The organism is Leucobacter luti, from assembly GCF_050310065.1.
Classification (GTDB): Bacteria; Actinomycetota; Actinomycetes; order Actinomycetales; family Microbacteriaceae; genus Leucobacter; species Leucobacter luti_B.
This window is the reverse complement of the sequence record NZ_CP190007.1, coordinates 2,365,778-2,378,028: the sequence shown is the minus strand read 5'-3', so window position 1 is coordinate 2,378,028 and position 12,251 is coordinate 2,365,778. Positions and strand designations below refer to the sequence as shown.

Below are 12,251 nucleotides of genomic sequence, written 5' to 3'. Positions count from 1 at the left end.
CCGCGAAAAAGAGCCCCCATCTGCGCGTATTCTCGGCTTAGGTGATCATCACTTGCGGCTCTTCGCGTCCGTGAAACTCCGCCCAGCGCGCGGCCTCTCGCCTGAGCTGCTGCGCGGTGATCCGCTCCCCGGGGAACGGGCTGACCTCGATACCAGCGGCCGTTCGCGCCCCGCGCCTCCAGGTGCCGACCACCCGTCCGTCGCGAACCACGGTCGCAAGGAACATGCCGTTGCGCCCGGGCACGATGCGCTCGAAGTGCTCGGGGGCCAGCTGCGCGTCCCGGATCGTGTACCCGAGCAGGTGTTCGTCGAATGCGGGGAGGAGGAGCCACTCGGCCGGCTCAGCAACGTCGCGCGCCTCTCCCGGAGCGCCGCCCTCCGCGAGTGCCTCCGGCGCGGCCCACAGCTCGCCCGCCTTGCCGCTCTCCCCAGCGAGACGGACGGGGGCGAGCCTGCCCTGCTCGTGCGCGGCCACGATCCCGCGCTGTGCCTCCGCGGAGGTGAGCCCGGACCACCAGGCGAGGTCCTTGTCCCGCACCGGCCCGCGCGCCCCGGCGTAGCGCGCGGCGAGCTCGGCGAGCGCCTCGTCCCCGGTAAGCCGTCGCGGGTGGGGGATCCAGGTCGCAGCGTCCACGAGCAACGGCTCGCCGCCCTCGCGCACCGGGCCGAAGGTCGCGAGACCGTTCTGGCACAACCACCAGATCACGTGGTAGCGCCAGCTGCTCTGCCACTCGATTCCCGCCTCGGTCCACGCGGCCGACAGTGCGTCCCGGCCGACGCCGCGCACGGATCCGGCGCCAGCTTCCGATCCGGCGCCAGCTTCCGATCCGGCCCTGATCACGGCCATCGAGACGTCGACGAGCCGGTCGAGCGTCGCGTCGTCGATGCCGAGGTGGGCGCGGCGCTTCGGCGCCCCCGCGAGCACCCGGTGGTTCGTCGCGGCCTGCAGCCAACCGATGTCCTCGGCGGCGACGACGTGGATCGTGCCGCGCATGGGCCACGAGCGCACGATGCGCCCCGACTGGAATGCGGCGTGCACGTCCTCGACCGTCGCCCCCGGCGTGCGCGCCCCGAGCGCCCAGCGCGCGGAACGCCAATCCTGCCCCTGCACCGCGAGCATGCGCGCGGCCGTCGCCGCGACCGCGGCGCCCGTGTTGTCGTGTTCTCCCGACCCTGACTGCGCGGCCGCCCGGCCGACCCCGAGGGCGCGCATGCGCAGCCTGAGGAGCTCGTCTGGGGTGAGGGTGCCGGTCATGGGGTCAGTGTAAGTGGGACCACTGACATTGTTGCGAAGTCCCCGGTCAGAACCTGGCCCGGGCGTATTGCGGCGGAACGAGCGCGGCGGCGTCAGTCGCCCGCAGCTCATGCGCCCACGCGATTGGCAGGTGAGGATTCGCGAGGAGCGGCCTGCCGAGCGAGACCACGTCGGCCTGCCCCGTCGCGAGGATCCCCTCGGCCTGGGGTGCTGAGGTGATGAGCCCGACCGCTCCGACCGGCAGCGGGCCACGCAGCTGAGCGGCGAGCGGCACCTGATAGGAGGGGCCGACGGGGATTGGTGCGTCCGCAATATTGCCGCCGGACGAGACATCGATGAGGTCGGCGCCGTCCGCCGCGAGCCAGTCCGCGAGCTCGCGCGCCTCCGCCGCCTCGAAGCCGCCCTCGACCCACTCGGAGGCCGAGATCCGCACCGCGATCGGGGTGTCCGGATGATCCGCCCGGAGCGCGCGCACGATCTCGCGCACGAGCCGCGCCCGGCCGGCAAGCGGGCCTCCCCACTCGTCCTCGCGGAGGTTTGAGAGGGGCGAGAGGAACTCGTGCAGGAGGTAGCCGTGGGCCGCGTGCACCTCGAGCACGTCGAAGCCCGCGGCGACTGCGCGCCGCGCCGCGGCGCGGAAGTCCTCGATGAGCTGGAGAATCTCCGCGGTTTCGAGCGCCCGCGGGGTCGCGAGACCCGGGAACGGGATCGCCGAGGGAGCGACGGTCTGCCAGCCCCCGTCGTCTGGGGCGACGGATCCCGTGCCGGCGCCGGGCAGGCTCGGATGTGTCGACGCCTTCCGCCCCGCGTGCGCGAGCTGGATCCCGATCAGCGCGCCGTGCGCGTGCGCGACCTTGGCGAGGCGCGCGAAGGCGGGGACGTGCTCGTCGCCCCAGATCCCGAGATCCTGGGGCGAGATCCGGCCCTCCGGCACGACCGCCGTCGCCTCGACGACCACGAGGCCGGCCCCGCCGCGCGCGAGCCCGCCGATGTGCTGCAGATGCCAGTCGCGCGGGATCCCGTCGCGCTCGGTCACCGAGTATTGGCACATCGGGGCGACCCAGAGGCGGTTTCGGATCTCCAGGTCACGCAGTCGAATCGGGCGGAAGAGCAGGGGATCGGCCATGCACCGAGTGTATGGCGCTCGCCCCGCGCCGCCGTGAATGTCGGTGGTCTGTGACAGTCTGTTTCCGTAGCCCGAAACCGGCCGGCGCCGCTCGCCCGGCCCGGCGCACCCGCAGTATCCTCACGCACTCACGAAGGGAGCCCGATGCGCCTCCTCCACACCTCGGATTGGCACCTGGGCCGGAGCTTCCACGGCCATTCAACGCTGCCGCAGCTGCGCACGGTGCTCGGCGCGATTCCCGGGATCGTCCGCGAGCACGGGGTCGACGCGGTGCTCGTCGCTGGCGATGTGTTCGACCACGCGGCCCCGGCCGCCGAGCTGTATACGGTGCTCGCCGAGGCGATCCGCGGCATCCGCGACGCCGGGGCGATCGTCGTCATGATCAGCGGCAACCACGACAACGCGATCCGGCTCGGCTTCCAGGCCGAGTGGGCGGCGCTCGGCGGCGTGCACGTGCTCACGGGGCCCGAGTCATTCAGACACCCGCTCGGGCTGAGCGACGAACACGGGGCGATCGACGTGTACGGGATCCCGTACCTCGAGCCCATGCTGCAGCGCGACCTCTTCCCGGGCGAGCGCATCCGCGAGCACGGCGAGCTGCTCACGCGGGTGACGGGGGAGGTGGACGCGCTGCGGGCCGAGCGGGGCAATCGCAGCATCGCGCTCTCCCACTGCTTCGCGGCGAATCTCAAGAATCCGGATCCGGATCAGGATCCCCTCGCAGCCGGGGCCGATCTCGTGTGGGATCTGACCTCGGGCGGGCTCGACCTGGTGCCGGCCGAGGTGTTCGCCGGGCCGGACTACGTGGCGCTCGGGCACCTGCACGGCCGCAGCGAGCTGTCGTCCAGCGTGCGCTACAGCGGGGCGCCCGTGCACTTCTCCTTCGGCGAGGCGGGGCGCCCGCGCGGCGCCTGGCTCGTCGAGCTGGGGGCAGCAGGCCTCGAGCGTGTCGAGTGGGTCAGCCTCCCGATCCCGCGGCCGCTCGCGCGCCTGCGCGGCACGATCGACGAGCTGCTGGAGGGCGAGGAGTACGCCCGTCACGCCGGCGACTGGGTGGAGGCGACCCTCACCGACGCGGTGCGGCCCATCGACGCGATGCGCCGGCTGCGGGAGCGCTTCCCGTTCTGCGCGCGCATCGAGTTCGCGCCGGAGGGCGTGCGGCCTGAGCATGCGCGCAGCTACGCGTCGCGCGTCGCGCAGCGCGGTGACACCGAGGTCGTCGACGAGTTTCTCAAGCACGTGCGCGGTGGCGAGGGGCTCGACGAGGGCGAGCGCGGTCTGCTTGCGCAGGTGCTCGTCGAAGCGCGCGAAAAGGTATCAGGGGGGAACAGCTGATGCGGATCCTGACGCTCGAGCTTGAGGGCTTCGGCCCCTTCCGCGATCGGCAACGTCTCGATTTCGAGCGCGCGGCCGAGGGCGGCATCCTGCTCATCACCGGCCGCACAGGCGCCGGCAAGTCGAGCATCCTCGACGCGGTGAGCTTCGCGCTCTACGGCTCGGTGCCGCGCTACGACGGCCAGGTCGGGCGAGTGCGCAGCGACCACCTGCCCGCGGACCGCGGCGCGCGGGTCACCCTCGAGTTCGAGATGGCGGGCGAGCGTTTCCGCGTCGAGCGCTCGCCCGAGTGGGAGCGGCCGAAGAAGCGGGGCGAGGGCACGACCACGCAGAAGCAGGAGGCTGAGCTCTGGCGCTGGGATGAGGCGGCCGGCGACTGGCGGGGCATGGCCTCGCGGCCCGTCGACGTCGCGGCGGAGCTCGCGCCCGTGCTCGGGCTCAGCCACGAGCAGTTCCTGCAGGTCGTGCTCCTCGCGCAGGGCGGCTTCCAGCGCTTCCTGCGCGCGGGCGACCAGGAGCGGCAGGCGACGCTGCGCACGCTGTTCCGCACCCAGCACTTCGCCGAGGTCGAGCGTCTGCTCGCCGAGCGGCGCAGGTCGCTGTCGGAGGCGGCCGAGCTGCGCGACGCGCGCATCGTCGCCCTGCTCGACCAGGCCGAGGCCGAGGCAGCGGGCGATTCCGAGTCGGAGCCCGGATCCGAGGCTGACGCAGACGGCGACGCCGAGCCCGACGGCGGATCCGGTGCTCGCACGCAAGCGGCCAGGCGAGACGAGGTTGCGGCCGCCGTCTCCCGACTTGAGCAGCGGGTCATGGAGCTCACCGCATGCGCCACCGAACGCGAGGCTGAGCGCGAGGAGGCGCAGCAGCAGCTCGGGGCGATCCGCTCGCTCGCCGAGCGGCAGGCGCGCCTCGCGGCGGCGAGGGAGCTGTCTGTGCGACTTGAGGCGCGGGATCCCGAGATGGCGGAGGTGCGTCGCACACTCTCGCTCGCAGAACGCGCCGCCGCGGTGCAGCGCCCGCTCGAACGGGCCGAACGGGCCGGCGAACGCCGAGCCGCCGCGGATCGCGCGCTGGGCGAGGCGCTTGCGGCAGCTGCAGAGCTCACCCCCGATGCGACGGCGGGGGAGGAGCCGGCTCAAGGCGCGGGCTTCGCCCCCGGCGAGTCGCGTGAGTGGCTCGGGCTGCGCTCCGCGCGGGATGACGCTGGAGCACTGCTCGCGGTCCTCGGGGAGGCGCGTGCGCGGGAGTCACGGCACGCGGAGCTGGTGGCCGAGGCAGCGCAGATCGCCGCGGAACGCGAGCGTGCCGTGCAAGCGTCGGACCAGGCCGGGGCGCGAACCGCCGAGCTTCCCGCCCAGGTGGCAGACGCGGGAGAGGCGGCGCGCCGCGCCGCCGTCGTCGCGGAGGCGCGGGTCGAGCGCGCTGCCGCCGTCGAGCGTGCAACCGCGGCGGCCGAGGCGGCGAGGCGCGCCGAATCCCTCGCACCCGAGCTTGAACGCGCGCGGGAGGTCTCTGCCGAGGAGGCCGCGAGGGCGGCCCGCGCGGCCACAGCGGTGAGCGAGCTGCTCGCCCGCCGCCTCAGCGGAATGGCCGGCGAGCTCGCCGAATCGCTCGAGCCGGAGTCCGCCTGCCCGGTGTGCGGGTCCCGCGAGCACCCGGCGCCGGCCGAGCGCGAAGACCCCGTGGGGGAGGACGAGATCGCCGCTGCGGAGTCGGCGAGCGCCGCCGCCCAGGCGCGACTCGAACGGGCCCGTGCGGCCGAGCGGTCGCTCGACACCGAGCTCGCGGCCAACCGCGCGGCGGCCGGCTCGCGCAATGCGAGTGCCGCGAACGCCGAGCTCGAGCGCGCCCTGCAGGCGCTCGCTGAGGCCGAACGGGCGGGCCACGAGTCGGTGCAGGCGCGATCCCGACTCGAACAGCTCGAGCGGGACCAGCGGGAGGCCACCGCGAAGCTCGCCGCCGCGCGAGAGTCGCTCGCGCGGCTCGAGCAGGCCGCCGAGACCAACGGCCGCCTCATCGCGGAGTCTGAGGAACAGCTCGCGCGAGACCGCGGCGGCTACGGCACCGTGGCCGAGCGGTTCGCCGCGACAAGCCGTCGGCACACCGCGCTCGAAACAGCCTTGGCCGCGGCGCTCGCCGCCGAGGCGGCGGTCGAGTCAGCGCGAGAAGCGGAGGCGGTACTCGGGGAAGCCCTCGCCGCGAGCGGCTTCGAGACCGCCGATGCCGCGCGGGCGGCTGCGCTCCCCGCGGACGAGCGCGAGCGGCTGGGCCGGGAGGTTGAGGAGCACTCCGCCGCCGTGCTGCGGAACGCCGGGGTGCTGGAGGATCCGGAGCTCGCAGGACTTCCCGAGCAGCCGGCGGACGTTGCGTCGCGAGAGGCGGTGCTCGCCGAGGCTCGCGCCGCGGCGGTCGCCGCCTCCGCTGCGGAGGCGACCGCCCGGGAGCGGGCCGATGCGCGCCGATCCCAGCTCGCCCGCATTGACGCAGAGATCGCCGGCGCCGCAGAGGGATCGGCGGAACTCATGCGGTTGCGGCGACTCGCCGACGCCGTGCAGGGTAAGGAGCCGAACACGCGACGCATGCGGCTCGAGGCCTTCGTGCTCGCGGCGCGGCTCGAGGCGATCGTCGCGGCAGCGAACGAGCGCCTGGGCCGCATGGTCGGGGGCCGATACCTGCTGCAGCACGACGACGGGCTCCGCAGCCGCGGGCGCCAGTCCGGGCTCGGACTCTCCGTGCTCGACGAGTACACGGGGCGCGAGCGCACGACCGATTCTCTCTCCGGCGGCGAGACGTTCCTCGCGTCGCTCGCCCTCGCGCTCGGGCTGGCCGATGTGGTCACCGCCGAGTCCGGAGGGATCAGACTCGATACGCTGTTCATCGACGAGGGATTCGGAACGCTGGATCCCGACGCGCTCGACCAGGCGCTCGCAACACTCGACACCCTGCGAGAGGGCGGCCGCACGGTCGCGCTGATCAGCCACGTCGCCGAGTTGCGTGAGCGGCTCCCCGCGCAGCTCGAGGTCGTCGTGGACGACCGCGGCGTGAGCTCGCTCCGAGGCGACGGGGTCATCGAACTGGCGGAGCAGGACGCCTCGGAAGCGCGGGCAGAGCAGACCACCGCGCAAGCGGAGACGGAGGAAACATGAGCCTGAACCGGGTACTCGACGAGCTCGAGGACGCGGCCGAGCCGGGCACCGTGCCCGAGGCCGACGAGGTCTTCGCCGCGTTCGAGGAGTGGGTCTGGGAGGAGAAGGGCCTGCGACTCTACCCGGCTCAGGAGGAAGCGGTGCTCGGCCTCGCGCTCGGGAGCAACGTGATCCTCGCGACGCCCACGGGAACGGGCAAGTCGCTCGTCGCGATGGGCGCGCACTTCATCGCGCTCGCCGAGGAGCGCCGCACCGTCTACACGGCGCCCATCAAGGCGCTCGTGAGCGAGAAATTCTTCGACCTCGTCGACGTGTTCGGGGCCGACAACGTCGGGATGGTGACGGGGGACACCTCGATCAACCCGGACGCGCCGATCCTGTGCTGCACGGCGGAGATCCTCGCGAACCTCGCGATCCGGGATCGGGAGGCGGGGGAGATCACACAGGTCGTGATGGACGAGTTCCACTTCTACGCCGAGCCCGAGCGCGGCTGGGCCTGGCAGGTACCGCTGCTCCTCATGCGCGATGCGCAGTTCCTCTTGATGTCGGCGACTCTCGGCGACGTCACCGAGCTCGCAGAAGACCTGAGCCGGCGCACCGGCCGGGACACCGCGCTCGTGACGGGCGTCGAGCGGCCAGTGCCGCTCGAGTTCTCCTACGCCGTCGCCCCGGCGCACGAGGTCGTCGAGCAGCTGCTCGAGGACCGGGAGACGCCCGCCTACCTCGTGCACTTCAACCAGTCGCACGCGGTCGAGCAGGCGCAGGCGCTCGCGAGCATCCGCATCGTCGACCGTGCCGGGCGTGACGAGATCGCTGATGCGATCGGGGAATTCCGCTTCTCCACAGGCTTCGGGCAGACGCTCTCCAGGCTCGTGCGCGCCGGCATCGGCGTGCACCACGCCGGCATGCTCCCGAGGTACCGCAGGCTCGTCGAGCAGCTCGCCCAGCGCGGGCTCCTGCGGGTGATCTGCGGCACGGACACGCTCGGCGTCGGCATCAACGTCCCCATCCGGACGGTCGTGATCACGGCGCTCACGAAGTTCGACGGCGAGAAGATGCGCCGGCTCTCGGCGCGCGAGTTCCACCAGATCGCCGGCCGCGCCGGCCGCGCAGGCTACGACACCGAGGGCGACGTCGTCGCGCTCGCGCCCGAGCACGAGATCGAGAACGCGAAGGCCGTCGCGAAGGCCGCGGCCCGCGCCGCCGACGGCAAGGGCGGCAAGAAGGCGAAACCGGTCAAGAAGAAGGCGCCGCCGCAGGGCTTCGTCGCCTGGAGCGAATCGACGCTTGAGAAGCTCGTCGCCTCCCAGCCGGAACCCCTGGTCAGCCGCATGCGCGTCACGCACGCGATGGTGCTGGGCGTGATCGGGCGAGGCGAGGTGCGCGAGGGTGAGGCACTCGAGACGATGCGCACGCTCGTGTTCGACAGCCACGAACCCCGCGCACAGCAGTTCGCGCACGCCCGCACCGCGATCGAGATCTTCCGCACGCTCCGCCGCGGCGGGATCGTCGAGGTGCACGAGGACGCGAGCGGCCAGCGCCTCCTCCGCCTCACGGTCGAGCTGCAGGCCAACTTCGCGCTCAACCAGCCACTCTCGCCCTTCGCGCTCGCGGCGATCGAGCTGCTGGATCCCGAATCACCCGCCTACCCGCTCGACGTCATCTCGATCATCGAGGCCACGCTCGAGGACCCGAGGGCGATCCTCCGGGCGCAGGAGCACAAGGCCCGCGGTGAGGCTGTCGCCGCGATGAAGGCCGAGGGGATCGAGTACGAAGAGCGCATGGAACTCCTCGAGGAGGTCACCCACCCGCAGCCGCTCAAAGAACTCCTCGACGAGGCCTTCCACGAGTACGCGAAGGAGGTGCCGTGGGCTCGCGACTACCAGCTCAAACCGAAGTCGGTCGTGCGTGACATGATCGAGCGCGCCTTCGGGTTCCGCGATATCGTGTCCTTCTACCAGCTCGGCCGCTCAGAGGGCGGCGTGCTCCGCTACCTCTCTGACGCATTCCGCGCGATCGAGCGCACCGTGCCCGAGCAGGCAAAGAGCCCCGAGCTCGAGGAACTCATCGACTGGCTCGGCGAGCTCGTCCGCCAGGTCGACTCGAGCCTTATCGACGAGTGGGAGGAGCTCGCGCACCCGGATCCGGAGGCGCACCGCGCGTCCGAGGTCGCCGCGGGCGGCGCTGGCGCCATCGCACCGCCACAGACGGCCCGCTCGGTGCTCGCGAACGAGCGCGCCTTCCTCGTCATGCTTCGCAACGCGCTCTTCCGCAGGGTGCAGGCGGCGGCGCTCGAGCAGTACGACGTGCTCGCCGAACTCGACGGCTCGCACGGTTTCTCCGAGCAGTGTTGGCGAGACGCCCTCGCCGGCTACTTCACCGAGTACGACGAGATCCGCATCGACGCCGACGCCCGCGCCGCAGCCCTCCTCGAACTCGACCGCGGCCCCGACGCCCTCGCCGCGGGCGAGTGGCGCTTCCGACAGGTGCTCCTCGACCCAGAGGGCGACCGCGACTGGGCCATCGAGGGCACGATCGACCTCGCCGAGTCGGAGGCGGAGGGCGAGCCCGCGGTGCGCGTCTCCCGCGTGGGCCCGTTCGAGGGGTAGGGGGGGCGGCGCCCTCGCTCCGAGTTCTGCGCTCGTTCTGCTGTTTCGGCCTGAAACGTTGCGAGCGAGCGCAGTTTGCGGAGCGAGCGCAGTTCGCCCAGCCTCAGCCTGAGGGGAAGGGCGGCCGCTGTGCGGCCGCGTCCTGTTGGTGCCGCGCGGGGCGCCGCGCCCGGGCGTGGTCGTTCCCTCCGAGTTCTGCGCTCGTTCTGCTGTTTCGGCCTGAAAGTTTGCGAGCGAGCGCAGTTTACGGAGCGAGCGCAGTTCGCCCGGCCTCAGCCTGAGGGGAAGGGCGGCCGCTGTGCGGCCGCGTCCTGTTGGTGCCGCGCGGGGCGCGGCGCCTGGGCGTGGTCGTTCCCTCCGAGTTCTGCGCTCGTTCCGCTGTTTCGGCCTGAAAGTTTGCGAGCGAGCGCAGTTTGCGGAGCGAGCGCAGCCCCAGCGCACCCCCAGCCCCCTCCCGAGCCCATCCCAGAGCCCCACCCCTACGCCCCGCCGCGCACAGCGTCCGAGGCGAGCGCGAGCGCCTCGTCGGGCCCGATCCCGAGTCGGCGCATCGCCTCCGCGAATGCCGCGGCGGCGGCGCGAGCCGCGGGCCGGTCGTCGGCGTCGAGCGCCACGAAGGTGCCCGCGCGCCCTCGCGCCTCCGTGATGCCAGCCTCGTCGAGCGCGCGGTAAGCGTGTGCAACCGTGTTCGTCGCGAGACCGAAGGATGCTGCGAGCCCGCGCACGGTCGGCAGGCGGGATCCTGGCGGGAGTGAACCCCTGTTCACGGCCGCGATCACCGCGTCGCGGAGCTGCTCGAAGGGTGGCACGGCGCTCGAGCGGTCGAGCTCGAAGTCGAGCGAAATTCGGGTCCCTGCGATCTCGTCACTCATGTACCCAGCCTAGGTCCCGGCGAGCACCCGGCCCCGATGACCTCCCGACTCGGCAATTGCTACGCTGGCCGCATGACGGAGCACGCACCCGAGACACCCGAGACCCCCGACGTCACCTGGTTCCTCGCGAACGCCGACCACACCCTCCTCTCGCCAGCGGCGACGGCCGCGGAGCTCGCAGAGTTCCTCGACAGCGCCAGGGACCTCGGCGTGAAGCGCGTCTGCATCAGCCCATCGCAGCTGCCCCTCACGCCGGAAACCCGCGCCGACCTGCAGATCGTCACCGTTGTGGGGTTCCCCACGGGCGCGCATAGGCCTGCGGTCAAGGCCGCCGAGGCAGCGCAGGCCGTCGCGGACGGCGCCGACGAGATCGACATGGTCGTGAACCGCGGGCTCGTCAGCGCGGGCGACTGGGCGGGAGTCGAGGAGGACATTCGCGCGGTGCGCGCCGCCTGCGCGGGCAGGGTGCTCAAGGTCATCCTCGAGTCGGCGACACTCACCGAGGACGAGATCGTGCGGTGCTGCCGCGCCGCCGAGGCCGCGGGGGCGGACTTCGTGAAGACGTCGACCGGCTTCGACGCCGCGGGTGGGGCGAGTGCCGAGGCGGTGCGCATCATGGCGGACGCCGTCGGCGAGCGGCTCGGCGTGAAGGCCTCGGGCGGGATCCGCACGGCCGAGGCCGTGCGCGAACTCGTCGCGGCGGGCGCAACCCGCTTCGGCGTCTCGGCCACCGCGGCGATCGTCGCGGACTGGGACCGCGCACCGGCAGTCGGCGAGGCAGACGCCCCCGCAGATCGCGAGACACACGTGCCCACGGATCAGACCCCAGCTGCGCAAGCCGCCCAGAACCAGGCCTACTGATCAGCCCGGCGATCCCGACCCCTTAGACTGCTGCTCATGCGCCTCGGAGTGATCGACGTCGGATCCAACACCGTCCACCTGCTGATCGTGGACGCGCACCCCGGCGCGAGCCCGGTGCCCTACCACTCGCAGCGCTCGGTCGTGCGCCTCATGCGCTACCTGGATCAGGGTGGCGCGATCGTCGAGGAGGGCCAGCGGCTCATCATCGACGCGATCACGGAGTCGGTGCGGACGGCGAACGAGATCGGTGTAGACGACCTGATCTGCACGGCGACGAGCGCGATCCGCGAGGCCTCGAACGGTGAGGAGGTGCTCGCGCGCATCACCCGCGAGACGGGCGCCGAGCTCTACGTGCTCTCGGGCGAGGACGAGGCCCGGATCACGATGCTCGCGGTGCGGCGCTGGCTCGGCTGGTCGGCGGGGGAGATCCTGCTGTTCGACATCGGCGGCGGCTCGTTCGAGATCGCGCAGGGCGCGGACGAGTATCCCGACGTGCAGATTTCGATGCCGCTCGGCGCTGGCCGCACGACCGTCAACTTCCTGCCTGAGGATCCGCCCACGCAGGAGGCGGTGTCGAAGCTCCGGGCGCACGCGCGCGCCGAGTTCACGCGGGTCCGCGAGGAGCTCTTCCTGGATCGCCCGCGCCCGAAGCGCGTGGTCGGCACGTCCAAGACGATCCGTTCGCTCGCCCGCCTCATCGGCGGCCCGCCGGACCCCGTGAACGGGGACTTGGCCCCGCTGCACTACGTCGGCCTGCGCGAGTGGGAGCCGACGCTCCGCGACATGCCGGGCACCGTGCGCGAGTACCTGCCCGGGATCACGCCGGAGCGCGGCTACCAGATCATGGCGGGCGCGGTGGTGCTGCGCACGGCCATGAAGGTGTTCGAGGTCGACACCCTCACGATCTCGCCCTGGGCGCTCCGTGAGGGCATCGTGCTGCGTTACATCGACGCGCTCGATGGCCGCGGCGCCGACCCGGTCGCCGAGTCGGCCAGCGCCGGCTCGCCCAGCACCGACTCGCCCGGCACCGACTCAGCAACCGCCTAG

Annotated in this window: 8 protein-coding genes; 5 read left to right on the top strand and 3 right to left on the bottom strand. The window is 72.5% G+C overall.

What is annotated here, in order from left to right:
* Positions 1-37: 37 nt before the first annotated feature.
* Positions 38-1,255: a winged helix DNA-binding domain-containing protein gene (locus ACOPJ3_RS10855; protein ID WP_427869179.1), complete on the bottom strand. Its 1,218-nt coding sequence runs from the start codon at positions 1,253-1,255 to the stop codon at positions 38-40.
* A 46-nt stretch (positions 1,256-1,301) separates the two neighbouring features.
* On the bottom strand, positions 1,302-2,381 hold the full coding sequence (locus tag ACOPJ3_RS10850; protein WP_427869178.1) for an NADH:flavin oxidoreductase/NADH oxidase: 1,080 nt from the start codon (positions 2,379-2,381) through the stop codon (positions 1,302-1,304).
* A gap of 144 nt (positions 2,382-2,525) precedes the next feature.
* On the opposite strand from ACOPJ3_RS10850, the gene ACOPJ3_RS10845 reads away from it, so the two are divergent.
* The 3 genes from ACOPJ3_RS10845 to ACOPJ3_RS10835 are packed head-to-tail and all read left to right on the top strand — an operon-like array spanning position 2,526 to position 9,471.
* Positions 2,526-3,716, top strand: coding sequence for an exonuclease SbcCD subunit D (locus tag ACOPJ3_RS10845; protein ID WP_427869177.1), 1,191 nt, complete (start codon positions 2,526-2,528; stop codon positions 3,714-3,716).
* Entirely contained in the window at positions 3,716-6,862 is a 3,147-nt protein-coding gene (locus ACOPJ3_RS10840) for an AAA family ATPase (RefSeq protein ID WP_427869176.1), read from the top strand. The genes ACOPJ3_RS10845 and ACOPJ3_RS10840 overlap by 1 nt, the downstream gene beginning before the upstream one ends.
* On the top strand, positions 6,859-9,471 hold the full coding sequence (locus ACOPJ3_RS10835; protein ID WP_427869175.1) for a DEAD/DEAH box helicase: 2,613 nt from the start codon (positions 6,859-6,861) through the stop codon (positions 9,469-9,471). Before ACOPJ3_RS10840 ends, ACOPJ3_RS10835 begins: the two co-directional genes overlap by 4 nt.
* A gap of 479 nt (positions 9,472-9,950) precedes the next feature.
* Here ACOPJ3_RS10835 and ACOPJ3_RS10830 read toward each other — a convergent pair whose 3' ends face one another.
* A complete protein-coding gene (locus ACOPJ3_RS10830) occupies positions 9,951-10,343 on the bottom strand; it encodes a GntR family transcriptional regulator (protein WP_427869174.1) in 393 nt (130 codons plus the stop codon).
* 72 nt (positions 10,344-10,415) lie between these two features.
* On the opposite strand from ACOPJ3_RS10830, the gene deoC reads away from it, so the two are divergent.
* A complete protein-coding gene (gene deoC, locus ACOPJ3_RS10825; RefSeq protein ID WP_427869173.1) occupies positions 10,416-11,204 on the top strand; it encodes a deoxyribose-phosphate aldolase in 789 nt (262 codons plus the stop codon).
* 36 nt (positions 11,205-11,240) lie between these two features.
* A complete protein-coding gene (locus ACOPJ3_RS10820) occupies positions 11,241-12,251 on the top strand; it encodes a Ppx/GppA phosphatase family protein (RefSeq protein ID WP_427869172.1) in 1,011 nt (336 codons plus the stop codon).